At 36.8% G+C, this 26,907-nt stretch carries 24 protein-coding genes and 3 other annotated features; of the genes, 8 read left to right on the forward strand and 16 right to left on the reverse strand.

Annotated features, from left to right (window positions below; genetic code table 11):
* Positions 1–14 precede the first annotated feature (14 nt).
* The 9 genes from isdE to zapA all read right to left on the reverse strand — a co-directional run bounded on the left by isdE (position 15) and on the right by zapA (position 12,591).
* The gene (gene isdE / locus BAU27_RS12360; RefSeq protein WP_071771024.1) at positions 15–896 is read right to left on the reverse strand and encodes a heme ABC transporter substrate-binding protein IsdE; all 882 of its coding nucleotides are present in this window, start codon (positions 894–896) and stop codon (positions 15–17) included.
* 69 nt (positions 897–965) lie between these two features.
* A complete protein-coding gene (locus BAU27_RS12365) occupies positions 966–3,677 on the reverse strand; it encodes an NEAT domain-containing protein (protein ID WP_071771065.1) in 2,712 nt (903 codons plus the stop codon).
* A 63-nt stretch (positions 3,678–3,740) separates the two neighbouring features.
* Complete coding sequence (isdC, locus tag BAU27_RS12370; protein ID WP_071771025.1) at positions 3,741–4,448, reverse strand: heme uptake protein IsdC; 708 nt, start codon at positions 4,446–4,448, stop codon at positions 3,741–3,743.
* Between the two features lie 489 nt (positions 4,449–4,937).
* Positions 4,938–6,263, reverse strand: coding sequence for a branched-chain amino acid transport system II carrier protein BrnQ6 (gene brnQ6 / locus BAU27_RS12375; RefSeq protein WP_071771026.1), 1,326 nt, complete (start codon positions 6,261–6,263; stop codon positions 4,938–4,940).
* A 118-nt stretch (positions 6,264–6,381) separates the two neighbouring features.
* Positions 6,382–6,632: a binding site (T-box leader), on the reverse strand.
* Between the two features lie 108 nt (positions 6,633–6,740).
* Positions 6,741–7,430 (reverse strand): 23S rRNA pseudouridine(2604) synthase RluF, encoded by a 690-nt coding sequence (locus BAU27_RS12380; RefSeq protein WP_071771027.1) that lies wholly within the window; start codon positions 7,428–7,430, stop codon positions 6,741–6,743.
* A gap of 196 nt (positions 7,431–7,626) precedes the next feature.
* Positions 7,627–9,987: an endonuclease MutS2 gene (locus tag BAU27_RS12385; protein WP_000893738.1), complete on the reverse strand. Its 2,361-nt coding sequence runs from the start codon at positions 9,985–9,987 to the stop codon at positions 7,627–7,629.
* Between the two features lie 19 nt (positions 9,988–10,006).
* On the reverse strand, positions 10,007–11,725 hold the full coding sequence (gene polX, locus BAU27_RS12390) for a DNA polymerase/3'-5' exonuclease PolX (protein ID WP_071771028.1): 1,719 nt from the start codon (positions 11,723–11,725) through the stop codon (positions 10,007–10,009).
* A gap of 55 nt (positions 11,726–11,780) precedes the next feature.
* Complete coding sequence (locus BAU27_RS12395; protein WP_071748256.1) at positions 11,781–12,320, reverse strand: CvpA family protein; 540 nt, start codon at positions 12,318–12,320, stop codon at positions 11,781–11,783.
* Between the two features lies 1 nt (position 12,321).
* The gene (gene zapA / locus BAU27_RS12400; RefSeq protein ID WP_071748257.1) at positions 12,322–12,591 is read right to left on the reverse strand and encodes a cell division protein ZapA; all 270 of its coding nucleotides are present in this window, start codon (positions 12,589–12,591) and stop codon (positions 12,322–12,324) included.
* Between the two features lie 124 nt (positions 12,592–12,715).
* Here zapA and rnhC point away from each other — a divergent pair, with 124 nt between their 5' ends.
* The 3 genes from rnhC to BAU27_RS12415 all read left to right on the forward strand — a co-directional run bounded on the left by rnhC (position 12,716) and on the right by BAU27_RS12415 (position 14,272).
* Positions 12,716–13,651 carry a ribonuclease HIII gene (gene rnhC / locus BAU27_RS12405; RefSeq protein ID WP_071748258.1) on the forward strand — a complete coding sequence of 312 codons (936 nt, stop codon included), beginning with the start codon at positions 12,716–12,718 and terminating at the stop codon, positions 13,649–13,651.
* A 115-nt stretch (positions 13,652–13,766) separates the two neighbouring features.
* Positions 13,767–14,036: a hypothetical protein gene (locus BAU27_RS12410; RefSeq protein ID WP_071748259.1), complete on the forward strand. Its 270-nt coding sequence runs from the start codon at positions 13,767–13,769 to the stop codon at positions 14,034–14,036.
* A 53-nt stretch (positions 14,037–14,089) separates the two neighbouring features.
* Positions 14,090–14,272, forward strand: coding sequence for a hypothetical protein (locus BAU27_RS12415; protein ID WP_083595983.1), 183 nt, complete (start codon positions 14,090–14,092; stop codon positions 14,270–14,272).
* Positions 14,273–14,487: 215 nt separating this feature from the next.
* Here BAU27_RS12415 and BAU27_RS12420 read toward each other — a convergent pair whose 3' ends face one another.
* The 5 genes from BAU27_RS12420 to BAU27_RS12440 form a co-directional block, all read right to left on the reverse strand.
* A complete protein-coding gene (locus BAU27_RS12420; protein ID WP_000039594.1) occupies positions 14,488–14,622 on the reverse strand; it encodes a YuzL family protein in 135 nt (44 codons plus the stop codon).
* 91 nt (positions 14,623–14,713) lie between these two features.
* Positions 14,714–16,105 (reverse strand): asparagine--tRNA ligase, encoded by a 1,392-nt coding sequence (asnS, locus tag BAU27_RS12425; protein WP_000432181.1) that lies wholly within the window; start codon positions 16,103–16,105, stop codon positions 14,714–14,716.
* Positions 16,106–16,157: 52 nt separating this feature from the next.
* Positions 16,158–16,409 (reverse strand) — a binding site (T-box leader).
* A gap of 194 nt (positions 16,410–16,603) precedes the next feature.
* Positions 16,604–19,024: a phenylalanine--tRNA ligase subunit beta gene (gene pheT, locus BAU27_RS12430; RefSeq protein WP_071748260.1), complete on the reverse strand. Its 2,421-nt coding sequence runs from the start codon at positions 19,022–19,024 to the stop codon at positions 16,604–16,606.
* An 18-nt stretch (positions 19,025–19,042) separates the two neighbouring features.
* On the reverse strand, positions 19,043–20,077 hold the full coding sequence (gene pheS / locus BAU27_RS12435; RefSeq protein WP_000388217.1) for a phenylalanine--tRNA ligase subunit alpha: 1,035 nt from the start codon (positions 20,075–20,077) through the stop codon (positions 19,043–19,045).
* A 43-nt stretch (positions 20,078–20,120) separates the two neighbouring features.
* Positions 20,121–20,349: a binding site (T-box leader), on the reverse strand.
* A 62-nt stretch (positions 20,350–20,411) separates the two neighbouring features.
* Positions 20,412–21,209: a TrmH family RNA methyltransferase gene (locus BAU27_RS12440; RefSeq protein WP_071748261.1), complete on the reverse strand. Its 798-nt coding sequence runs from the start codon at positions 21,207–21,209 to the stop codon at positions 20,412–20,414.
* An 82-nt stretch (positions 21,210–21,291) separates the two neighbouring features.
* Here BAU27_RS12440 and sspI point away from each other — a divergent pair, with 82 nt between their 5' ends.
* The 5 genes from sspI to BAU27_RS12465 all read left to right on the forward strand — a co-directional run bounded on the left by sspI (position 21,292) and on the right by BAU27_RS12465 (position 24,219).
* Complete coding sequence (gene sspI / locus BAU27_RS12445; protein WP_071748262.1) at positions 21,292–21,501, forward strand: small acid-soluble spore protein SspI; 210 nt, start codon at positions 21,292–21,294, stop codon at positions 21,499–21,501.
* Positions 21,502–21,831: 330 nt separating this feature from the next.
* Positions 21,832–22,389 (forward strand): HD domain-containing protein, encoded by a 558-nt coding sequence (locus tag BAU27_RS12450; protein ID WP_071771029.1) that lies wholly within the window; start codon positions 21,832–21,834, stop codon positions 22,387–22,389.
* 162 nt (positions 22,390–22,551) lie between these two features.
* Positions 22,552–23,265 carry a CPBP family intramembrane glutamic endopeptidase gene (locus BAU27_RS12455; RefSeq protein ID WP_071748264.1) on the forward strand — a complete coding sequence of 238 codons (714 nt, stop codon included), beginning with the start codon at positions 22,552–22,554 and terminating at the stop codon, positions 23,263–23,265.
* Positions 23,266–23,468: 203 nt separating this feature from the next.
* The gene (locus BAU27_RS12460; RefSeq protein ID WP_071771030.1) at positions 23,469–23,843 is read left to right on the forward strand and encodes an ammonia permease; all 375 of its coding nucleotides are present in this window, start codon (positions 23,469–23,471) and stop codon (positions 23,841–23,843) included.
* A gap of 13 nt (positions 23,844–23,856) precedes the next feature.
* Positions 23,857–24,219: an ammonia permease gene (locus BAU27_RS12465; protein WP_071771031.1), complete on the forward strand. Its 363-nt coding sequence runs from the start codon at positions 23,857–23,859 to the stop codon at positions 24,217–24,219.
* A 21-nt stretch (positions 24,220–24,240) separates the two neighbouring features.
* Here BAU27_RS12465 and BAU27_RS12470 read toward each other — a convergent pair whose 3' ends face one another.
* A complete protein-coding gene (locus BAU27_RS12470; protein WP_071748267.1) occupies positions 24,241–26,025 on the reverse strand; it encodes a DHA2 family efflux MFS transporter permease subunit in 1,785 nt (594 codons plus the stop codon).
* A gap of 12 nt (positions 26,026–26,037) precedes the next feature.
* Positions 26,038–26,691: an HlyD family secretion protein gene (locus BAU27_RS12475; protein ID WP_071771032.1), complete on the reverse strand. Its 654-nt coding sequence runs from the start codon at positions 26,689–26,691 to the stop codon at positions 26,038–26,040.
* Positions 26,692–26,907: the final 216 nt, after the last annotated feature.

Below are 26,907 nucleotides of genomic sequence, written 5' to 3' on the forward strand. Positions count from 1 at the left end.
TATATTAAAATGCATCACTGATACATCATTTTTTTCAATTCATCTAACGCTTCAATTGCTGCTAAATTACCTGTCGTTCCAAATAAACGCTCTTCTAAATCGTAAACACGGTTATTTTTAACTGCAGCGAAGTGCTTCCAAATGTCATTTGTTTTAAATTCTTTATCAAACATTTTTACAACTTCATCAGGCATACCATGAGCTGCTCGTAAAATAATATCTGGATCAGCTTTCTTTAAATACTCTGTATTAGAGGCTAAATACTCTACTTGTTCACCTTTCACAATATTTTTACCACCTAGTTGTTTCACTAAATCTCCAATATAAGAATGCTCTGTTGCTACTAAATAACTCCCCGGCACACCTAATAAAATAAGCACTGTCGGTTCTTTCTTTCCTTTTACTTCTTTTTGAATGCTAGCAACCTTTTTATCTAACTTAGTTACAACTTCTTCAGCCTGCTTTTCGCGTCCATATTTCTTACCTAAATCGCTAATGGAATTTTGCATATTTTTCAAGCTTGTTAAATCTAAAAAGTTTGCTTTCATACCCACACCATCAAAAACTGGCTTTAATTCATATTTAAGTGTTGTCACAGATAACACTTCTGACGGCTTTAATGATTTTACCTTTTCCATATCAGGACTCATCGGATTCCCAACTTCAGGTAAACCTTTATATCGCTTCGGTAAAGTTTTAGAACTTGTTGGGACACCAACTAACTCTACTTCTAACGCATCCATAATTTCAGTAACAGCAACTGTCGTTGCAACAATTCGCTCTTTACTATCACTCTTTACCTGCTTCGCTGTTTCTATTTTTGGTGATGAGCACCCAGCTATACTCATTAACAGAATGATAGCCATTAGTACACTTGCGATTTTCTTCACTCTCAATCACCACTCCTTTCCAAACAATATGAAACAAGTCTTGATGCACGCGAACACGCATCAAGACTCCAAAAATTACAATCTACCAGCTCTATATTTACGAACTAATAAAGCAAGTGACCCTAGCAGTAGCACCATGTATAAACCAAGTTGTGCTGTATCTGCAGTTTTTGAGTTTTTCTCTTTTTTCGAATCATTTTTTTGATCTTCTTTTTTCTTCTTATCATCCGCATTTCGGTTGAAATCAGGAGTACTTACTGTTTTTACATTATCTACTTTCGGTGTAGTCACTGGGGTTTTCGGTTCATTCTTTGGCTCTTCTTTTACCGTTCCTATAGCACCGATCTTCGTCGTATCAAATTGAATTTGTACGTCATAGAAGTGATGGTAGTTCATTGAATCGATATCTACTTTTACTTTTGCATTTAATTTTGCAAATAAATCAGCTACTTCAAACTCTACTACCCTTGTATTGGCAACCTTATCTTCACTTACTACTTTTGCATCAACAAATGCACCAGCGTTTTCTGTTTGGAACTTCGTAATCCATGCACTATCTTTCAGTGTCACCGCAACATATTTTTTGCCATCTTTCACTGTTAATCTCGCTGGATTTAGAACATATTGATTCATCATTGAAATCTCATCAGTTTGATCTTTTAACACTTTAAAAGCAATATCGTACTGACCGTCTTTTAAATTTTTCGGATCAACTGTTGGGTTTTCATTTAGATTATTCGTTCCATCTTGGTTATTGTTTCCGCCTTGGTTGTCATTTCCGCCTTGATTATTGTTTCCATCTTGGTTATCGTTTCCGCCTGGAATGTTGTTTCCATCTTGATTACCTAAAGCTTTAATACTACCTTTATCAAATGCAAATTGAATATCGTAGACATGATGATAGTTCATTGCATCGATATCTACTTTCACTTTTGCATTTAGCTTTTTCGATAAATCATCTACTTCCACTTCTACTACTCTTGTATCTTGCTCTTTACTTGTACCTAATACCTTTGCATCGACGAACGCGCCATTCTTTTCAAACTCAAACTTTGTAATCCATGAGCTATTCGTTAATGTGAAGGATACATACTTCTTACCATCTTTCACTTTTAATACGCCCGGACTCTTCGTATATGTGTTCATCATTGAAATTTCTTCGGTTTTATCTTTTAACACTTTAAAACCGATGCTGTATTCACCGTCTTTAAGAGCATTTGGATCAATTGTTGTGTTATTGTCTTGGTTGTTGTTTCCACCTTGGTTATTGTTTCCGCCTTGATTGTTGTTTCCGCCTTGGTTGTCGTTTCCACCTTGGTTGTCATTTCCGCCTTGGTTGTCATTTCCGCCTTGGTTATCTAACGGCTTAATGCTATCTTTATCAAATGCAAATTGAATATCGTAAAAATGGTGATAATTCATTGAATCGATATCTACTTTTACTTTTGCATTTAACTTTTTCGATAAATCCGGTACTTCTACTTCCACTACGCGTGTATCGGCTTTTTTATCTTCACTTATTACATTTGCATCAACAAACAAACCATTTTTCTCAAATTCAAACTTTGTAATCCAAGCACTATTCGTTAACGTAAATGATACATACTTCTTACCATCTTTTACTTTTAATACACCTGGATTTTTTGTATATGTGTTCATCATTGAAATTTCGTCTGTTTGATCTTTTAATGTTTTAAAATTGATGCTGTATTCACCATCTTTAATTGTTTCAGCATCCGGTTGCTTGTCTCCATCTGGTTGTTTGTCTCCGTCTGGTTGTTTATCTCCATCTGGTTGTTTATCTCCGTCTGGTTGTTTGTCTCCGTCTGGTTGTTTGTCTCCGTCTGGTTGTTTGTCTTCACTTTTAATTGGTTCAAGTTTATCTTGATCAAATACAAGTTGTACGTCATGAGTTTGCTTGTAATTTCTTGATGCCATCTCAATAAATACTTTTGTATTTAGTTTTTTTGATAAATCAGCTACTTCAAACTCTACTACTCTTGTATCTTTTTCTTTATCTTCACTCACTACTTTTGCATCAACAAATGCACCATCTTTTTCCGTTTGGAAATTTTTAATTAATGAGCTACTTTTTAGCGTTACAATCGCTTTTTTCTTACCATTTTCTACTTTCAATACCCCTGGATTTTCCATATAAGTATTCATTTTAGATTCTTCATCTGTTTTATCTTTTAACACTTTAAATGGAATGCTGTACGCACCATCTTTAATTGTGTTAGAATTTGGTTGTTGATCTGAGTCAGGCTTTTGGTCGGGCTTCTGACTTGGATCCGGATTTTCATTTGGATCTGGCTTATTAGCTGGGTCCTCTTTTTCATCTGGTTTTTCTACATGAATTGGTGTAATGCTATTTTGATCGAATGAAATACGAATATCATAGTAATGATGATAATTAAAAGCATCAATATCAACTTTTACTTTTGCATTTAATATTTTTTCTAAATCTTCTACATCAAATTCTACTACTCTTGTATCGTTTTCTTTATCTTCACTCACTACATTTACATCAACGAATTGGCTACCTTTTTCTGTTTCAAACTTCGTAATCCATGAACTATGTGTTAACGTAAAGGATACTTTCTTTTTCCCATCCTTCACTTTCAAAGTCCCCGGGCTTACAGAATATTGATTCATCATTGATTCTTCATCTGATGTATCTTTCAAAACTTTGAAACCGATTGAATATTCACCGTCAGCTAATTGGGTAGCTGCTTGAACTGCAAGTGGTTGTAGCGTTGATACGAATGTGAATATCGTTAGAAACATTGCAACAACAATTTTCAAATACCTGTTCAATAGAATGACTCTCCTTTTTTAAATTTTATTTACTTAACTTAACTTCACTTTACGAACTAAGAAAACACCTGAGATAAGAACTAACGCTGCAAATAATCCAATGCGTGCATCATCACCTGTTTTTGGGTTATCTGTTTTTTCGGCCTTGCTACTCTCATTTGTTCCTTTATTTACATCTTTGTTTGTTTCTTTACTCTCTTCTTTCTTTTGCTCTTCTTTTACTTGTCCATCTTTTTTAGTTTGATCATCAGTTTTTGTTACAACAGCTGCATTGTTATCGCCGCCTACAGCTTTTACGTTTGCATCAAATGCAAAACGAATTGTGTAATGATGGTCGTAGTTTGCACTTGGTACAACAACATGAATTTTTACTCCTAACGGTTTAGATAGATCATCAACTTTAAATTCAACTGTTCTTTTATCTGCTGCTTCGTCCTTGCTAATTACTTTTGAATCAACGAAATTACCATTCTCTGGTGCTTTAAATTCTGTAATCCAAGCACTATGATTCATTGGAACTTGTACTCTCATCTCACCATTTTTTACAATTAACTTAGCTGGTTTTTCAAAATAATCATTTGCCATTGAAGCTGAATCATCTTCCGCCTTTTTGATAACGTAGTTAATATCGTAAGTACCGTCAGCTAATTTTGCTGAAGCTTGTCCAGATGGCATTACGAGAAAAGCTAGCATACATACTAACGTTATAATAAATGCGGGTAATACTGAAAACTTTCTCATTTTGCTTACTTCCTCCTTGTTTATCTTTCGTTTTATAATTTGAAAATGATAATTATTCTCAATTTATAAGAAAAAAATAATCTCTTCTACCTTTATTTAATTGTCATTACTTTATGTAATATAAGTATTGTTGATTATCATTCTCACTAGAGGTCAAAAAATATAATATCCCTCAATAATCCCTATAAAAATCACTCTAAAATAATTCAATCACTTTACTGATTATCATTCTCAACAGACTACAAAAAAAATAAACTACCTATTCTATTCTTCTATCACCCCTTCTTCCAAAAATGATATAGTCATAGAAAACCTCTTCCCTTGCTCCCGTCACTTCCCTTCCAATATTTCCACAACTAAGTCAATCTTAGCCTAATGCTAATTTTTTTGTCAACTATATTACGTATAAAATTTTTAATATCTGAATTTCTCTATGTATGACTTTTTCTACAAAAAAAGAGACTTTCTATTATAGAAAGCCTCTTTTCTCTATTTTTCTACAGCAACTTCTTGTTTCTTGAACATAGAAATTACATAGCCAATCGCTACACCAACTATAGCGGGAATTAACCAGCCAATTCCTACACTGTATAATGGTATCTTATCTAAAATAGGTGCTAATGCTACAATTTGAAGGTTTGCATTGTGCAATCCATCAAAGAAACTGATTGCGAACGCTCCTACAATACCGCCTACATACATTGCTAATGGAAGACGAACGTAATTTTCAACAAGTGATAATACGATAAGTACGATACCAATTGGATAAATTGCAATTAAAATTGGTAATGCTAATGCGTTTAACTGAGTTAAACCAAGATTTGCTACCATAAATGCTAATACACAGAAAACAAAAATGACTTTTTGATAAGAAAGCTTCGGTAATAACGAAGAGAAATATTCCCCACAAGCTGCAACAATACCTACAGAAGTTGTTAAACATGCTGCTGTAATCGCGATACCTAATAATAAAGTTCCGTAACTTCCAAATAAATGATTCACAACGTTTGTTAAAATAATTCCTCCGTTTGCACCCATTCCAAGAGATACACTAGAAGCCCCAAGATACGCAAGCGCTAAATACACAAGTAGTAAACCAAGTGCTGCAATAAATCCTGCAAAGATTGTTACTTTCGCAATACTATTCTTATTTGTAACACCTTTCGCTTTTAAAGCATTAATGACAACATTTCCAAAAACAAGTGCTGCAAGTCCATCTAAAGTTAAATATCCATCAATAAAACCTTTAAAGAGTGGAGCACTATATGCTTCTGTCGGTGCACCAAACTCTCCAATTGGTGTAATAAGTGCTTTCGCTACAATAATTGCAATAACAGCTAATAAAATTGGAGTTAACACTTTACCAATGCGCCCCACTAATTTCGATGGGTTTAAAGCTAAATAGAAAGTTACTGCAAAGAAAATAAATGTAAAGATAACAAGTGGATATGATTGACCAGCTACCTCACTTGGTAAAAACGGTGCAATGCTCATCTCATAAGCAACTGTTCCTGTACGCGGTACACTTACAAATACACCTAAACATAAATAAATTACTGTGATAAACACTAGTGCGAATAATGGATGCACACGTCCAGCTAGCTCATTAATATCTCCTTTTAGAGCTATAACAATAACCCCTAATAAAGGTAGTCCCACACCTGTTACGATAAAACCAAACAACGCGATCCATACATCTGTTCCAGCACCTTGTCCTAACGCTGGTGGGAAAATCATATTACCCGCACCGAAAAATAGTGCAAATAACATTAAACTTATTGCAAACATCTCAGAAAACTTTAAAGATGATTTCATTTCTACTAACCTCCTAATTAATCATTTAATTAACAAAATATTCTGAATTTAAATCCGTCACATATCCTCTTTCAAACATACTTCCCTATAAAAGAACGCAAAAAACACCCGTCCCTAACAAAGGGACGAGTGCTGAAATCGTGGTTCCACCCTTATTCTAATAAAATGAATTTATAACGAAATAAGCTCATTTTATAGCTCGTGTAAATTGATAACGGTTTTATCCGCCAAGAATTACAATGCATCATGCAGTTCACTCTTGAAGTTTAGAGGTGGTAAGTATGTCTTTTCGTATTAGGAAGCTCACAGCCTAGGCTTCCCTCTCTGAGAATCGTAAAATACAACTCATGTCCTCATCATTACTTTTATAAAATATCTTGTCGAAACTTGTTGTTTTTTATTATATGGGCTATTTTTTAAAAAATCAATAGTTTTATTTTTTCTGACAACAAAAATATAGGGAGAAAACTTTTCTCCCTATAACTGCCCTATTAATATTTCTAATTCCTCAGTTGTAATATCTCGCCATTTTCCTACTTCAAGTTCATTTAACTCTATATTCATAATGCGCTCTCGCTTTAGCTTTGTTACAGTAAACCCGAAAGCACGGCTCATTCTACGAATTTGTCTATTCATTCCTTGCGTTAAGACGATGCGAAATGTAGATTGATCGACTCTCATCACTTTACATGGCTTCGTCATACCACCTTTAATCTTTACACCGCTGGACATCTCATCAATAAACCAATCAGTAAAAGGCTTATCGACCGTAACAACATATTCCTTCTCATGCTCATGATCACCATGCAAAATCTGGTTAGCAATAGAGCCATCATTCGTTAATAAAATAAGTCCTTCCGATGCCTTATCTAATCGCCCAACAGGAAAGATTCGCTCTGGATAATTGATATAATCAATAATATTATCTTCAATATGATCGGCGGCTGTACAAGTAATTCCGACTGGTTTATGGAAGGCTATGTACACCTTTTCTTTCTCTTCGTTTGCAATAACCTGCCCATCAATCGTTACAACATCACCATCGCTCACAAGTGCACCGTGCGTACATATTTCGCCATTAATAGCCACGCGTCCAGCTTTAATAAGGCGATCTGTTTCACGTCTTGAGCAGGATTTTGCTTCGCTTATGTATTGGTTGATTTTCATAGCTTATTCCTTTTCGTATATATTAAAAGCGTCAATCTATGGCAATATCACTCTGCCACGATTGACGCTCTTTCACTTCGCAAAAACAACTAAATAAATAACCCCAATCACCAAAAATATTCCACAACAAGCTAACAATGCTTTTGCAAGTTTGTCCATAAACATATAATGGTTTCCCCTTTTGTTTGGTTGTTTGCTATTTTAATTCGACAACTGTTACGCCTAGGCCTCCCTCGCCCATGTCACCGTAGCGGTAGTTTTTCACGCCGCGATGTTTCTTCAAGTAATCTTGTACACCTTGGCGAAGTGCTCCTGTTCCTTTACCGTGAATAATTGATACGCGCGGATAGCTTGCAAGCTGTGCATCGTCTAAATATTTTTCAACGCGCATCATTGCATCTTCATAACGTTCACCGCGAAGATCAAGCTCTAACGAAACGTGATAATCTCTACCCTTCACACTTGCAACTGCTTTTTTCTCTGTTTGTTTCGGTGTATTAATGTATTCCATATTGGATTCTTTCACTTTCATCTTCAGAATACCAATTTGTACGCTCCACTCTGTATCACTTACTTTTTCAAGTAGTTGACCTTTTTGACCGAACGTTAACACTTTTACTTCATCGCCTGCTCGTAATTGTTGTTTCGGCGCAGTGTTTTTCACGTTTACCTTTTGTTTCTTCACAAGCTCTGGCGCTGCTCCTTCTAGACGGCTCTTCGCTTCAATAAGCTCATGGTCTTTCACGTTTACAAGCTGTGCTTTACGCAATTGACGAAGTTCTTGAATAATGCCTTCAGCTTCTTTCTTTGCAGCTTCGACTTTTTCTTCTCCTTCTTTTTGCGCTTTTAATAATTTTTCATCGCGCTCATCGTTAAATTCAATAATTTGACGCTGTAATTCGCGATGAAGTTTTTCAGATTGCTTGCGAAGTGCTTCTGCTTCGTTCCAGTCACGCTCTGCGTTCTTTTGACTTTCTTCTAACTTCGCAATCATATTTTCAATTTTATTTGTATCTGTACTAATATGGTTACGTGCTTGATCGATAACTCGATCAGATAATCCAAGACGTTTCGAAATTTCAAAGGCATTACTACGTCCTGGTACACCGATTAATAATTTATACGTTGGGCTTAATGTATTCACGTCGAACTCAACGCTCGCATTAATAACTTGCTCACGATTATATCCGTATGCTTTTAATTCTGGGTAATGCGTCGTAGCAACAACGCGAGCACCACGATTACATACTTCATCTAAAATTGAAATTGCTAGTGCAGCCCCTTCTTGCGGGTCTGTTCCAGCACCTAATTCATCGAATAAAACTAAGCTTTCAAAATCAGCTTTTTCTAAAATATCAACAATGTTCACCATATGTGAGGAGAACGTACTTAAACTTTGTTCAATCGATTGCTCATCACCGATATCAGCAAAGATATTTTTAAATACACAAATCTCTGACTCATCCATTACTGGAATGTGAAGACCAGATTGCGCCATTAATACACAAATACCCACTGTTTTCAGCGTAACTGTTTTACCACCTGTATTCGGTCCTGTAATAACAATTGTCGTGAAATCTTTACCTAACATAATGTTATTTGGCACGATAATTTCTGGATCAATAAGCGGATGACGAGCTTGTCTTAAATCCATATAGCGCTCGTTATTTACGATTGGCTTCGTTGCTTTAATACGCTTCGCATAAAAAGCTTTCGCAAAGATGAAGTCAAGATTCGCAACTACTTCTACGTTAGATAAAACGATATCCGCTTCTACTGCCACTTCTTCTGTTAACATCAATAAGATGCGTTCAATTTCTTGTTTTTCTTTCACTCGTGCTTCTTGAAGCGCATTATTTAACTCTACAATGACTTGTGGTTCAATAAATAACGTTTGCCCAGAAGCTGATTGATCGTGAACAATACCGCCATATACGCCGCGGTATTCTTGTTTTACTGGGATTACGTAACGTTCGTTACGAATCGTTACAATCGCGTCAGATAGCATCTTTTGCGCGTTTGAAGAACGCGTCATATTTTCTAACTTTTCACGAATACGGCTTTCCGCAGTACGAATTTGAGTACGAATACCACGTAGTTTATCACTCGCACTATCGACTACTTCTCCGCCGTCACCAATGCAATTTGTAATTTTCTTTTCTAAATCATATAAAGATACAATTTGAGCGACATGAGTTTCTAAAATTGGCAACTCGACACCATTATCAACCATATCTTCAATGAAACGTTTCATATTGCGACTACCATACATCGTATTGGCAATATCAAGTAGTTCATTTGGGCTTAACATACTTCCAATCTTTGCACGCTTCACATTTGAGCGAATATCCGTAATACCACCTAATGGTGCACTACCTTTTAAACGAATGACTTTCGCAGCTTCATCCGTCGTATCTTGCAGTTCTACAATTTCTTCAAAATCTGTGCTTGGTACTAAATTCTTCACCTTGTCACGGCCAAGTGAAGAGGCTGTATGTTCAAGTAATTGTTCTTTTACTTTATTGTATTCTAATACACGCAACGTTCTTTCTAACATGTTGCAGGTCCCCCTTGTGTTACTTATTACGTTTAATATAGTCTAATAAACGTTCAATATCCCATGTGTTAATTACATTATCTTTTTGAATCCAACCTTTACGTGCTGCTGCTACACCTGTTTCCATATCTTCTAACATTTCAAGTGTATGAGCATCCGTATTAATCGCTACTTTTACACCAGCATCTTGTGCTTGTTTTAATAATTTCGCGCTTAAATCTAGACGGTTTGGGTTTGCATTTAATTCTAAAACTGTATTTGTTTCTTTTGCGAGCTGGATTAATAAATCTGTATCTACATCGTAACCCTCGCGGCGCCCAAGAAGACGACCTGTCGGATGGGCAATCATTGTGACATGCTTATTCTCAAGCGCAGTGCGAAGACGTTTCATAATCGTTTCACGGTCTTGTGAGAAGCTAGAGTGAATCGCTCCAATGACATAATCTAATTCTGCTAATACTTCATCATCAAAATCAAGCGAGGCATCTGGTAAAATGTCCATTTCAATTCCGCGTAAAATTGTAATGTCTGGATACTTTTCATTCATACGCTCAATTTCTTTCGCTTGCTCGCGAAGACGCTCTTTCGTTAAACCATTCGCTACTTTCAAGTATTGTGAGTGGTCCGTAATCGCCATAAACTTATATCCACGAGCGCGGCATGCTTGTACCATTTCTTCAATTGAAAAGGCACCGTCACTCCATGTTGTATGCATATGTAAATCACCTTGTATGTCAGAGAACTGAATTAAGTTCGGATACTCTTTAATTAATTCAATTTCCTTTCCATCTTCACGTACTTCTGGCGGAATAAACGGAAGACTGAAATGAGCAAAGAACTCCTCTTCTGTTTCAAATGTTTTTATTTCACCTGTTTCCAGATTCTCTACACCGTACTCACTAATTTTCTCACCTTTATCTTTGGCGATTTGGCGCATTTTTACGTTATGGTCTTTTGATCCTGTGAAATGGTGAAGAGTTGTAATAAACTCTTCTGGTTTTACTAAGCGGAAATCAATTGAAATATCGTATTCATATTGAAGACGAACAGAGACTTTCGTATCTCCACTTGCAATCACTTCAATCATATTATCAAACTGTAATAAATGTTCACGTACTACTGCTGGCTCCGTCGTTGCAATAATGAAATCTAAATCTTTCACTGTCTCACGAACACGGCGTAAGCTACCAGCGCGAGAGAAACGAATCACTTCAGCAATATTCGACAATTTCTCCTCTATTTCCCCGGCAATAGGCAATACCATTGCAATTGGTAAACGCTCTGGACGAGATCCCACTTGATCAATTGCTTCTAATATTTTCTCTTCTGTTTTCTTACCGAAACCTGCTAAAGCTTGTACTTTATTTTCCTCGCAAACAGCTTTTAGCGATTCCATATCAACAACACCAAGTTCTTTGTATAACTTAGCTACCTTCTTACCACCAAGGCCCGGAAGTTTTAATAACGGTAATAAACTGCTTGGTACTTCTTTTTCAAGTTCCTGTAATACTTCAGATGTTCCCGATTCTATATATTCTTGAATAACTGCTGCCGTTCCTTTTCCGATGCCGGCAATCTTTGTGAAATCTTCAATTTCAGAAAGACTACGATCATCACTTTCTAGTGCTGCTGCTGCTTTACGGAATGCAGATATTTTAAATGGATTCGTCCCCTTTAATTCCATAAAAAGCCCGATTGTCTCTAGTAATTTAATAACTTGTTTTTTATTTACTTTCATCATTGTCCCGCCTTTCTTTCATAGAAAAAAACTTCTCTTTCCGAAAAAAGAGAAGTTATACTTTGCTACCTGTCTGCCATAGTTCCTTCACCTTTTCAGAAAGAATCGGTGTATCGTCTACAATTATTTTGCTAATTGATGATTTTTGTAATGGTGTTTGTATTTGCTCAATCGGAAGAATGTTTCCAACGATAATTAAGACAAATAAAATAATATACACTTCTAAAAATCCGAGGATTGCCCCCGCAAACGCATTTACTTGCTTTAAAACCGGTATTTCTGCAAACATATTTAACAAATTACCAAGTAATGAAAGTGCGATTTTTGTAATAATAAATAATAAGATAAACGCAATTGCTTGATAAAATACTGTTTCAATATTATTTGCATCAATCCATTCTGGAACAGATACATTTTTATCAAATGGATACGGAATAAATTTCGCTAGTGCTGGCGCTAAATCTTTACAGTACCAGTATGCAACAAGGTATGCGATAATAAAGCTTGTTAACTTTACAAGTTGCAGAATAAACCCTCTGCGTAAGCCAAGGAAAAATCCCATAACAAGCAGTAAAATGATAATAATATCAATCATGTTATTCCATTCCTTTTTGTGTCATACTTTCTTTCAATTTCTCATGTTCTTCTTTTAATTTTATGTAATCGTGTATGACGTTTACCGCCGTCAATACCGCTAGTCTACTCGTATCAAGCGAAGGATTCTTGGCATTGAGTTCGCGCATTTTATCATCCACAATCGCTGCTACCATGCGGATATGACTTGTACTTTCATCGCCAACAACTGAATACTGTTGGCCATATATTTCTACATTAATTCGACTTTTTTTTCCCTTTTGTTGTGACAACTCACCGGCCTCCAATCACGTACAGAATCCTAAAGTTTATAATACCATGAACCATCATAATATGGAAACAGAAAGAACAATCCGATATGATAAAAATAACAATATAAAAAAAGGAGCGAACATATTGTCAAATTCTATCGTAATACAAACAAGTTCTACAGTAATTGAAGACATGAAACAACAATATAAACAAGCACTAAGCCCGAAAATTCCACAAGGCGGTATCTTTATGGCAAAGGTGCCATCTTGCACGATTACAGCGTATAAATCTGGAAAAGTAATGTTCCAAGGTGGACGTGCTGAAGCAGAAGCTTCTCGTTGGCAAACTGTCTCTCAAACACCGAAAACAGCTGTAAAAAAATCGGTCGATTCACACCGTTATGCACCACCTGCTTCCATCGGTACAATGTCTATCGTAGGGTCAGATGAAGTTGGTACTGGTGATTTCTTCGGACCGATGACAGTAGTTGCTGTATATGTTGACGCAAAGCAAATTCCACTTTTAAAAGAGCTTGGTGTAAAAGACTCTAAAAACTTAAATGATGATCAAATTACCGCTATTGCGAAACAACTTCTACACGTTGTTCCTTACAGCTCTCTTGTCCTTCATAATGAAAAATATAACGAGCTATTTGATAAAGGAAACAACCAAGGTAAGCTAAAAGCTTTACTACACAATAAAGCTATTACAAACTTATTAGCTAAAATTGCCCCTACAAAACCTGAAGGCGTCTTAATCGATCAATTCACACAACCTGATACATACTACAAATATTTAGCAAAACAAAAGCAGGTTCAGCGTGAAAATGTTTACTTCGCGACGAAAGGCGAAAGCGTCCATTTAGCAGTAGCCGCTGCTTCTATTTTAGCTCGTTACTCATTCGTAAAACAATTCGACGAACTAAGTAAAAAAGCTGGTATGCCGCTTCCAAAAGGTGCTGGTAAACAAGTTGATATTGCAGCCGCTAAATTAATCCAAAGGCTTGGTAAAGAAAGATTACCTGAGTTTGTGAAACTGCATTTTGCTAATACGGAGAAGGCGTTTCGCTTATTAAAATAGTATCGACAAAAACAGGAGCCTACAAACTCCTGTTTTTTGTTTCACCCTACTATCACCCTTATATTTTTGTTACAATATAAATATACAGATTATTCAAACTAAAGAGGGGGTCCCATTGCTACTTCTACAAATGATTCTAAATATTTTACTAGGCGATCCACACGAAAGACAGTTCGAAATTAGAGAAAACATTCAGCTACTAAGTGAACAACCAGCCTTCAACGATTTAATAGAGCGCTATGGCCGATCTTTCTTATTAAACTTTCGGATTCGAAGATTTATCGGGAAACACGATGCCCGCTTGTTAATACATAATCCAGCAAAACTACAACACTTCTGTGAGGAACTCGAATTTATGATTAGAAGAAAAGGATTGTTTGCATAAGGAGGGAATTCATATGAACGCTGTAAAAGTTATTATATGTTCTAGTACACCTCGTGGGCCCGCTTTCTTTCCTCACTATTTCTATCATTTGGGGAGCTTTTTTCACTACTAAATCCACATTCGAAAATATATCTGATAGTCTTTGTGTGATGGCCATCTATTACGTGCTCATGAGCTTAATGTGGTTTTTCTATTTAGATCGATTAGACAAAGATGTAGATAAAGTGAAACTTTAATCAGTGGGGGTTTTGTTCCTCCCCCACTGATTATTAGCCCACACCAATCGGGCTTTTACGAGCAGTTGATCCCCCACCTAACTTCTTCGCTTTCGCTGAATTTTGAGGTGGTGGTCTTACTGCCCGCTAATGCGGGATAAAATTACAAAAGAGATTCATGATAATAAGATGTAATACATAAAAAAGGAGAGCCGCCAAGACTCTCCCTTTTTATGTTAGCTTCGTTTCTGCTTCTTATTTGATGAAGATACTTTATGAGAACCTGTTTCATGTGTCGTCGTTCCTTGTCCTTCTACTTCTGGAGAACCTAGGCTCGATCTTGAATGATCTTTTTTCACTTTTTTACTCATTTATATTCACCCCTTCGCGTTACTTTTTGCTACGAGGTAATAAACTATTCAAAATAAAAAGCGAGAGGAAATCCTCTCGCTTTTGTATATTTTAGAATTCAGAAGAACCTGGAGTTCTTGGGAATGGAATTACGTCACGGATGTTAGCCATACCAGTGATGTACATTAGGAAGCGCTCGAAACCTAGACCGAATCCAGCGTGTTTTGTACCGCCGTATTTTCTAAGTTCTAAGTACCACCAGTAGTCCTCTTCGTTCATACCTAATTCTTTAATTCTGTCTACTAAAACGTCCATTCTTTCTTCACGTTGGCTACCGCCGATTAATTCGCCGATGCCAGGAACTAGAAGGTCAGTAGCAGCTACTGTTTTACCATCTTCGTTCATACGCATGTAGAATGCTTTAATGTCTTTCGGATAGTCTGTTACGAATACAGGGCGTTTGAAGATTTCTTCTGATAAGTATCTTTCGTGCTCTGTTTGTAAGTCAATACCCCATTCTACTGGGTATTTAAAGTCAGCACCTGATTCTTGAAGTACTTTAATTGCTTCTGTATAAGTGATACGACCGAAGTCAGAGTTAATTACGTTGTTCATGCGCTCTAGAACTGTTTTATCAACGAAGCTGTTGAAGAAGTCCATTTCTTCTGGTGCATGTTCTAATACATATTTCATTGCATATTTCAGCATATCTTCTGTAAGATCCATTACATCGCCTAATTCAGCAAATGCAATCTCAGGCTCAACCATCCAGAACTCAGCTGCATGGCGAGTTGTGTTTGAGTTCTCCGCACGGAATGTAGGTCCGAATGTGTATACATCACGGAATGCTAATGCATAAGCTTCAGCGTTCAGCTGTCCACTTACTGTTAAGTTTGTTTCTTTACCGAAGAAGTCTTTTGATTCATCAACTTGTCCGTCTTCACCTTTTGGTACGTTGTTTAAATCTTGCGTTGTTACGCGGAACATTTCGCCAGCACCTTCTGTATCACTACCAGTGATGATTGGTGTGTGAACATGTACGAATCCACGCTCTTGGAAGAATTGGTGAATCGCAAATGCTGCGATAGAACGTACACGGAACGTTGCAGAGAATGCATTTGTTCTTGGACGTAAGTGAGCGATTGTACGTAAGTATTCAAACGTATGACGCTTCTTTTGAAGTGGGTAATCAGAATCTGATAAGCCCTCGATATCAATTTTTTCTGCTTTAATTTCAAATGGTTGCTTCGCTCCAGGCGTTGCAATTACTTTACCTTCTACTTTAACTGAAGAGCTAAGTGGAAGTTTTGCAATCTCTTTGAAGTTCTCTAATTCTGTATCGAAAACGATTTGAACGCTTTTGAAGAAGCTACCATCGTTTAATTCGATGAAACCAAATGCTTTTGAATCACGTAAGTTACGAATCCACCCTGATACTTGTACTGTTTGATCTGCATACTTTTCTGTATCTCTATACAGACTTTTTACTAATGTGTTTTCCATAGTGAAATTCTCCTTTGCTGATATATTTAAATACAAAAAAACCTTTCATCCATAAAGGGACGAAAGGTTAAACTTCGCGGTACCACCCAATTTGTCATAAAGACCAACTTTAACTCGTATGTAATACATACTTCCCGGTTTGTAACAGGCCGGATTCCCGTCTAAGTCTACTCTTGAATACAAGATCCAATTTCGGTTAGCAACTCCAAGGTGTTCTTCATATATACCGCCTCATCAGGCTCTCACCGTCCCTGACTCGCTATGGATTATAGTATATACTACTTTTCCTTATCATCGTCTTTCATTTTGTTAAACTAAAATTAATGTACTACATTCGAGAGAAAGATGCAAGATGCCAGAAAATATATCGGCGATTTTTATAATATATCGACCGTAACTTCAAATATATCAGCGATTTTTATAATATATCGACTTACCGACAACTTTCGACATTCGCATCATAAAAAAAATTGCCGGAATTAATCCGGCAATCTTTTATTACTTACGTAACTCCGCACCAAATTTCTCTTCTACCGCTGTTAATACACGGTTATGTGCTTCTGTTACTTCTTCATCTGTTAATGTACGTTCTGCATCGAAGTAGTTCATAGAGAATGCAAGTGATTTCTTGCCTTCTTCCATTTTCTCACCTTCATATAAGTCGAATAGTGTTACGTCTTTCAGAAGTTCTCCGCCAGCTTCAGCAATGACTTGCTTCATTTCACCAGCTTTTGTTTCTGTTGTTACGACAACAGCCATATCACGTGTCATAGATGGGAAACGTGGAATTGCTGAGTAGTAAGTTTCCTCTGCGTCTGCACCGAATACTTTTACAAGAGATAGTTCGAATACGAATGTATTTTTCACATCTAATTGTTTTTCTGTTTCTGGGTGCAATTGACCGATGAATCCGATTACTTCGCCATCTAATACGATGTCAGCTGTACGACCTGGGTGCATACCTTCACGTTTTGCTGGTGCATATGTGATTTGGTTTGCAACGCCTAGTACGTCGAATAATCCTTCTAGCACACCTTTCACAACGAAGAAGTCTACAACTTTCTTCTCACCTTGCCATGCATGGTGAAGAGCCAGACCTGTCATAACACCTGCAAGATGTTGTTCTTCTTTCGGAAGTTCTCCTGCTTCTGTTGGTAAGAAGACAGAACCTACTTCGTATAAAGCAACGCTATCGTTTTTACGTGCAACATTGTATGAAACTGCTTCTAACAATTGTGGCACTAAGCTTAAACGAAGTTGGCTACGCTCTTCGCTCATTGGAAGTGCAAGATTTACAGGAGCTTTTTCGTTTGGCTCAACCATATATTGTTTCGCTTTGTCAGCGCTTGTTAATGAGTACGTGATTGCTTCATATAAACCAGCGCCTTCTAGGAAGCGGCGTACTTTACGACGTTTCGTCTGTGCTGATGTTAATTTACCACGTGTCATCGTTCCAGAAGGTAATGTAACTGGAATGTGATCATAACCGTACAGACGACCTACTTCTTCTACTAAGTCTTCTGAAATTGTAATGTCAGGACGACGTGCTGGTACATTTACAAGGAATGTTCCTTCTACTTCTGTGAATGGGAATTTTAAGTTTGTGAACATTGTACCCATTTCACTTGCAGAAATATCTGTTCCTAATACACGGTTGACTTTCTCAGCTGTAACAGATACTGTACGCTCTTCTACTTGTAAGTTATCAGCTTCTACTACACCTTCAAGTGCTTCACCGCCAGCGTATTTTGCCATTAAAGCAGCTGCATGTTGAATCGCTTCAAATGTGCGTGTTGGGTCAATCCCTTTTTCGAAACGTGCACTTGATTCACTACGAAGACCTAAGTCTTTTGATGTACGGCGCACAGTTTGTCCTGCAAAGTATGCAGACTCGATTAGAACGTTTACTGTGTCATTTGTAACTTCAGAATCAGCTCCGCCCATTACACCAGCAACAGCTAAAGCTTTTGTGCCGTTTGTAATTACAAGGTGGTGGCTTTGTAATGTACGTTCTTGATCATCTAACGTTTCAATTTTTTCGCCTTCTTTTGCAAGACGAACAACGATTTCTTTTGAACCTAATTTATCGTAATCAAATGCATGTAACGGTTGACCGTATTCCATTAAAATGTAGTTTGTAATATCAACTACGTTGCTAATTGGACGAATGCCAGCTGCCATAAGACGAGTTTGCATCCAGATTGGTGATGGACCAATCTTTACGTTTTTAACCATTTTTGCAATATATAATGGGTTTTCTTCTTTCGCTTCTACACTTACAGAAATGTAATCAGAAGTTTTTTCTGCTGTTTCTTGTAAGTCGATAGCTGGAAGTTTCACTTCACGGCCGTAAATAGCAGCTACTTCATATGCAACACCTAACATGTTTAAGCAATCTGCACGGTTTGGTGTTAAACCAAGCTCAAGTACTTCATCGTGTAAGTTTAAAATTTCAAGTGCATCTGCACCAACTTCAGCGTCACTCGGGAAGATGAAGATACCATCTGCATATTCTTTTGAAACTAACTTTCCATCAATACCAAGCTCTTGAAGCGCACAAACCATACCGTGAGAAGCTTCACCACGTAGTTTTGCTTTTTTAATTTTGAAGTTACCAGGAAGTACAGCGCCAACTTTTGCAACCGGTACTTTTAAACCTTTTGCAATATTAGCAGCTCCACAAATAATTTGTACTGGCTCTTCTTCACCGATATCGATTAAGCATTTGCTTAATTTATCAGCTTCTGGGTGTTTTTCACATTCTAATACGTGACCAACTACAACACCTTTTACACCTTTATTTAATACTTCAACACCTTCTACTTCAATACCACTTTTCGTGATTTTGTCTGCTAGTTCTTGTGCTGTTACATCTTTAATATCTACATACTCTTGTAACCAACGATATGATACGAACATATTTATCCTCTCCTTCCCTTACGCTCGTTTGAATTGTTGTAGGAAACGTACATCATTTGTATAGAAATGACGAATGTCATCTACGCCGTATTTCAACATTGCGATACGCTCTGCGCCCATACCGAATGCGAAACCTTGATATTCTTTTGAATCATAACCAGCCATTTCAAGTACGTTCGGGTGAACCATACCTGCGCCTAAAATTTCAATCCAGCCAGTTCCTTTACATGTGCCGCAACCTTTACCGTGACACATCATACAAGAAATATCCATCTCTACAGATGGCTCTGTGAATGGGAAGAAACTTGGACGAAGACGGATTTCACGATCTTCACCGAACATCTTTTTCACGAATACTTGCAGTGTACCTTTTAAGTCACTCATGCGAATGTTTTTATCAATTACAAGACCTTCAATTTGCATGAACTGGTGTGAATGCGTCGCATCATCGTCATCGCGGCGATACACTTTACCAGGACAAATAATTTTGATCGGGCCTTTTTCTTTATTATTTTCCATCGTACGTGCTTGCACAGAAGATGTATGTGTACGTAGTAACGTTTCTTCTGTAATGTAGAATGTATCTTGCATATCACGCGCTGGGTGATCTTTCGGTAAGTTTAATGCTTCGAAGTTGTAGTAGTCTTTTTCTACTTCTGTTCCTTCAGCTACTTCATAACCCATACCGATAAATACATCTTCAATTTGTTCAACAACAGCTGTTAACGGATGGTGACAACCTGTTTCAACAGGACGACCTGGCAAGGTAACATCAATTGTTTCAGTAGCCAATTTCGCTTCAATTACTGCTTTTTCTAAGTTACCAATTTTGTCGTCTAGACGCGTTTGAATCGCTTCACGTACTTCATTTACTAATGCTCCCATACGTGGACGCTCTTCTGCTGATAATTTTCCCATGCCGCGTAATACTTCTGTAATTGGGCCTTTCTTCCCTAAATACGCTACGCGTACATCGTTTAAGCCTTTTAGCTCTTTCGCTTCTTCAATAAGCTCTAACGCTTTTTGCTTTAGCTCTTTTAAACGTGCTTCCATTTGGAACCCTCCTAATTTTAAAAATAAAAAAACCTCGCTCCCAAAAAGGGACGAGGTAAATTCGCGGTACCACCCTAAATTGACAGAACAAGTCTGCCCACTCATTAGTTATAACGATCAATTCTGACCGGAACGCCTTTACATATAAATGGTCCTGGCGTCAACTCCAGAGGTGAATTCACTTCCGTCTACCATAAGAATGCTTTCAGTCTAAGGCACTCTCTCCCTATATGGCGATTTTGTAAGCTACTCTTCTCTATCAACGTTTTTCGTTATTTAACTTTTATTGTATGTTCATTACGAACGTATACTTCAACTTATTATAAGAAGTTTTTTATTTGTTCGCAACTGGGCTTTGTAAATAATACGTTAAAATCCCTGCTGCAACCGCAACATTTAATGATTCTGCCCCGCCATAAATCGGAATATACAAGTTTTGATCAGTTTTTGCAAGAATTTCTTGGCGTACGCCGCTTCCTTCATTTCCTACAATTAATGCAAAACTTCCGGCCGGTGTTACTTCAACGTGCGGAACTCCATTTTCAAGAGCTGTTCCATATACAGGAACGTTATTTTCTTTTAACTTGTCTACCCATTCTTCTAAGTTCCCTTTTACAACCGGTAAGTGGAAAATAGAACCTTGTGTAGATCGTAGTACTTTACTATTATAAACATCAACGCACCCTTCTCCAAGCACAACGGCATGAATACCAGCTGCATCAGCTGTACGAATAATTGTTCCTAAATTACCTGGGTCTTGAAGGCCGTCTAATAAAAGAAATTTCCCATCAATAAGAGCTACTTCTTTCTCATGTTTCTCACAAACAGCAAATACTCCTTGCGTTGTTTCTGTTTCGCGAAGTACTTTTACAATTGCTTCAGGCACGATATACATTTCAACATCATTAACTGTCCAATCTTTCGGAAGATCTGTCTGATCTGAAACGATAAGTTCTGTTACAACTCCCGCCTTTAAAGCTTCCTCTACTAAATGGAATCCTTCTACAAAAAATAAACCTTTTTTATCGCGCTCTTTTTTCGTCTGCAGCTTCTTCCACTGCTTCACACGCGGATTTTGTACTGAATCAATGTTTTTCATAATATGTATTTCCCTCTCTTCTTGTCTTATCATTATAGCCTATTTTTCATACATATTTACATAAAAAAGAACAAAAACTAACGTCAGTTTCAATTCTGAAGAAGAGGTGAAAATCATGAGTTTTAATTTACGCGGCGCTGTATTAGCGAATGTGACTGGAAATTCACAAGACCAATTACAAGAAACGATTGTCGATGCAATTCAAAGCGGTGAAGAAAAAATGCTTCCAGGTCTTGGCGTTTTATTCGAAGTCATTTGGAAAAATGCTGGTGAAAATGAAAAACACGAAATGCTAGAAACACTGGAGCAAGGATTAAAAAAATAAGTAATTTGAAAATCACCTTAGCATAAGCCGAGGTGATTTTTTTACGAAAAAAATTTTTTTCTTCTCCTAAACATTTCTACTTTACTAACGCTGATTGATGGAGTACAATGTTCAAAATACATTTAAACCGATCGATTTTCTTTATAGACACCATTAGATAAAGTGAAACTTTAATTAGTGGGGAGGGGTGTTAATCCCCACTAATTATTAGCCTTCACCAATCGGGCTTTTACGGGCAGTTGATTCCCCACCTAACTTCCTCGTATTCGCCGAATTTTGAAGTAGGAATCTTACTGCCCGTTAAAGCGGGATAAAAGGAGTGAATGTTTTATGCATCGTATTACGCTTGAACAAGTTTTTAAACATCACATTACACAAAAATATGTAAACCGTTCTGGAATGGTCCACGCGATTGCTGTCGCTTACCATGCGTTTCACCTAGCTAAAAAGCATCACGCCTCAGTCGATGCTGCGACAAAGGCTGGTTTCCTTCATGATATCGGACACCATACGTGGTACACAGGTGGCGAATGGGACTATGATTTGTATAAAAAGAATGATATACATGCAATTAAAGGAGCAGAAAGAGCTCATAAATTGCTTATTAGATTAGGAGAACATCCGAAACTAGCAAAAGAAATTTCCGTTGCCATTCTTCTGCACACCGATTCTTTCCTACTAGAACAAACGCTTGAAAGAACACCTCTACAAAACGTTATTAAGTGGGCGGATGAAGCCGATGAAGAACCGGGCGGGGCACATCATTATAGAACGATTTCTTATGAAAAAGCATTGAAAGCAATTCAACAATTAGACCGGTTGGTAGAGCGTGAATTGCAAATAGAGCAATCGAAATCGAATAACAAGGCAGAACGCATTTACCAATGAGAAAGAGGCATCACTACAGTGTGATACCTCTTTTATTATTTTCCCCTAAAAAATACACGGAATATTTCAAATTTGAATCTTGTATGTAATATTTAAACGTAACATTCCAAATTCAAATCAATTATAATTTTATATATAAATATAAAGAGGTGATTTGAACATATGCAACCCGCTACACAAATTCCACACGAACAGAACAACTCCATGTCATGGTTACAATTTCTTGGAGTTTTATTCATTCTCTTCCCATGTCTCTCATTAATAAATATACTCCTTACACTTTTACCTATTGAGTTATATGGATACATTAACCCAGATACAAATAAATTTTTGCTTGATTCTATAGAAAATGTAAGTTATGAATTAGTTGCCTTACTTTTACTAATCGTATTTATCACGAAATATAAACCACTGAAAGAACTAGTATTACCTATATTTGATTTTCGAGTTTTAAAATCTTTTCAGATGTACATCTATGTTCTCATTTATTATGTACTCACCCTATTTGTAGATATGCTTGTGTTAGATAAATTATTCCCTTCATCCGTACAAGAACAGTCTGATGCATTGCAACTTTCAACACTAGAGCACTATCCACTTCTCTTACTTCTAGCTGGTGGGATTTTTGCACCTATTTTTGAAGAGCTTGTATGCAGAGGTATTCTTCTTCGTTTTTTCGAAGAGAAGTTTACCTTTTGGCCAGCTGTAATTCTCTCAAGTTTAATTTTCGGTATTGCTCATACGTACTCTGTGGGAATTATGGTTAGCGCATTTATGACGGGAATATTTGCTTGTTTATTGTACAAACAAACTAAATCTGTTATTCCAGCTATACTATTACATATTTTGACTAATATAATCGCCTTTTCAACGTAAAAAAGAGGTATCATCACGATACCTCTTTCACTCTTTTATAACAACTTCAAACGCTTCTCCCGTCACACTATCCCCTAGCTTTTCTAAGAGCCAATAACACATCATCCATACATTCCTATCAAATTATTCATTTTCATTAATAATATCCAAAATAAACCTCATATAGTAAAATATTACTTAATTAACATAAAAGGAGTTTACATATGTTCAGTATTATTTGGATGCTTTTCATGCCACTTCTCATGTTGTGCGGAATTGCTGGTGGTATTTTTTTAGTGGTAACCGGAATTATTCATCGTAAATTCCTTGCTATTTTAATGGGGATTATTTGCTGCTCATTCGTTATAATGCCTTTTATTTTTTTGAACAAAGGTATAAACGGAGAGGATGTTCTTCATATTCCAGCGGTTCTATATTGGATGCTTTTCTCTCTAGCTGGTTTATTAGCAGGGATTAATGGGGCACGTTCAAAAATTAAAAGTATACGTAATATGGGATTCATTATTTTCTCGTTAGGACTGTTCGCAGCTATTTGTTATCAGCTCATGTCTATACCTGATTCATATTTCATTCGTTAAGGAGTTATTACACATGGAAGTTACCGGATTGTTAGTTTGGATTATCTTAGGCCCTATTTTGATGCTATGCGAATTCATCGTGGGTATTTTTTTAATTGCTGCCGGAATTAAATACCGAAAATTACTTACCTTTATAGCGGGATTGATTAGTATATTGCTTATCGTTGTTCCTATCATTTGTATAAGCTATGGAATAGATTTAGAGCGGATGCTCCCAATTTCAGGAACTTTATATTGGAGCTTCTTCCCTTTAGCCGGACTATCAGCTATTATAAGCGGGAGACAATTCACACATATTCGTTCTATGGGGATAATTTTGTTTATAACGGGATTATGCTCTTTGACTGCTTATCACCTTTTATATTTAACTACATAAAAACATAGAAAAGCAGGGAAATTAATTCCCTGCTTTTCTATTTCGTTTATTGCCTGATGGTAAGAAGAACGATAACACCCAAGCAATACCTGCTAATATTGTTGCAATTAAGAAGGCATCGTTAATGCCGTTAATTGCAGATAGCTTTGAAATTTGTCCGAATAATAGTTGCGTGCTCATCGCATCTCCTGCTTGAGCTGACCCGGCTAATGCCGCTAAGCTTTGACCCATACCGTGTACTTTATCAACTAAAATTGGGTTTGACGTTGTTAACATATTGCCGTAATCCGCTACGTGAGCAGTAGTTTGTTGCGTCATAAGCGTGATTAATATCGCTGTTCCAATTGAACCAGCTACTTGTCTTGACGTATTTTGCGTTGCTGTACCGTGAGAAATTAATTTCATCGGTAACGCGTTCATACCAGCTGTCATAATTGGCATCATAATGAATGACATACCAATTGAACGTATAATATAATCTGTCATAATAACGCTATACGGTGTATCCATCGATAACGTTGTAAATTTATATGTCGCAAATGTTGTAATGGCTAATCCAACAATTGCTAACGGACGAATACCATACTTATCAAATAGTTTACCTGCAACTGGTCCCATAATCCCCATAATTAATGATCCTGGAAGTAATAATAAACCTGATTCCATCGGTGTAAAACCGCGAATGTTTTGCAAGTATACTGGAAGTAATAACATACCTCCGAATAATGCCATCGTTACGATTGCGTTAATTACTAATGTGAAAGTGAACGTTGGATATTTAAATACTTGCAAATCAAGCATTTTATTGTCCGTTGTTAACTCTCTCCAAATAAATACTGTTAAACCAATGACACCGATGATAAGTGTTATAATAACTTCTGCACTAGTCCAGCCATTATTTCCAGCCTCACTAAATCCGTACAGTAAGCTTCCTAGTCCAATACTTGAACTAATAACACCAAATACATCTAACTTTGTTTTAGACACCGGCTGTGCCAGTGTGAAGAATTTTAAAGATAAGAACGTAATAATTAAACCGATCACAAACATACCGTAGAACATTAAGTTCCAGCTATAATTTTCAATCACCCAACCTGTTATAGTTGGTCCAATAGCTGGCGCTAAAATCATTGCTACCCCTAGTAATCCCATCGCTGCTCCGCGCTTATGAGGCGGGAATAATGTCATGAAGATATTCATACCAACCGGCATTAAAATACCTGCACCGACCGCTTGAATAATACGGCCCGTCATCATCATTGTAAAGTTACCTGATGTAGCACAAATGATAGATCCTACTGTGAAGAATAACATTGCCGCTACGAATAATTTACGATACGTAAATCGTGAAACTAAAAAGGCACTAATCGGTACTAAAATTCCGTTTACAAGCATGAAGCCTGTAATTAACCATTGGGCCGTTGAAGTTGATACGTTAAATTCGTTCATTAATGGAGGTAATGCAACATTAATGATCGTTTGATTTAAAATAGAAATGAACATACCAAGAATTAATACAGTTACAACTGCCTTTACATTCACATTCTCTACCGGCAATTGTCTCTTCAGCATTTCTTTTTCCTGTTTCACTTGCTCTTGCTTCCCTGTTTCTAATTCCACTACGTTAGAAGCTTCTGTTTCTTGTTTTTGTTCAAGTTCTGTTTCTGCTTTAGTTACCTCTATTTTACTTACGGCTGGGACTTGTTCTTCTCCCATATTCGTTTTTTTCTTTCGTAAAAGACGATTTACAAGGAAGAAGACGATTATACAAAATAGTGCATATCCTACAATTGCAATTGAGGACATCTCATCTCCCCCTTACTTATGAATACGAACTGACACATTCATTCCAGGAACAATATTTACTGATTTACTATGGTCTAAAGAAATTTTAACTGGTACAACTTGCTTTACTTTCGTATAGTTCGCTGTTGCGTTACTTGATGGTAACATCGAGAATGTATTCGCTGTTGTTAATCCAACTTGTTCTACTTTTCCTGTTAACGTTGTATCTGGGTATGCATCCACATATACATCTACTGTTTGACCTTTTTGAACATCATCAATAGTTGTCTCTTCAATGTTTGCTGTTACCCATAAGTTATTCATATCAAATGCGTAAGCAATTGGGCTTCCCGCTCCAACGAATGCATTTGTTGTTGCGTTTGATTGTACAACCGTAGCATTTTGCGGAATTGTTACGTCTACTGTTTGTTCTCCATTTGCTGCCGCTACAGTAACAGCACCTAATTTATCGTTCTCATTGTAATTTTTGCCTACTTCAGCTTTCCAGTCGGTTAATTTACCCGCTACTGGTGACGCAATTGGAATTACCTTTCCGTCAATTTTTGCATTGTCTGTTTTTAAATAGTTTTCCGTTTGATTGTAGTAGTAATAACCGCCAATACCGCCGCCAACTAATACAATTAATGTGATAATGTTGATAATTACCATTCTTCGAAACTGATTCATTGCATTCCTCTCCTTATATCGCATATAATTTTTTTCTAAACTATTTACATCCTTATTGTTTATATTGTTTAATTGTTAATTATATTAACTTTTAAACAAAAAAATCACACCCTTTGCAGTACAAACCTTATTTCGTCTGTCTGCGAGCGGTGCTGATTTCTGAAGGACTATCGTTTATAATTATAAATAATTATGCCGAATCTACAACCAACAATT

The sequence above is a fragment of the Bacillus sp. NH11B genome, assembly GCF_001884205.1.
GTDB classification, from domain to species: domain Bacteria; phylum Bacillota; class Bacilli; order Bacillales; family Bacillaceae_G; genus Bacillus_A; species Bacillus_A proteolyticus.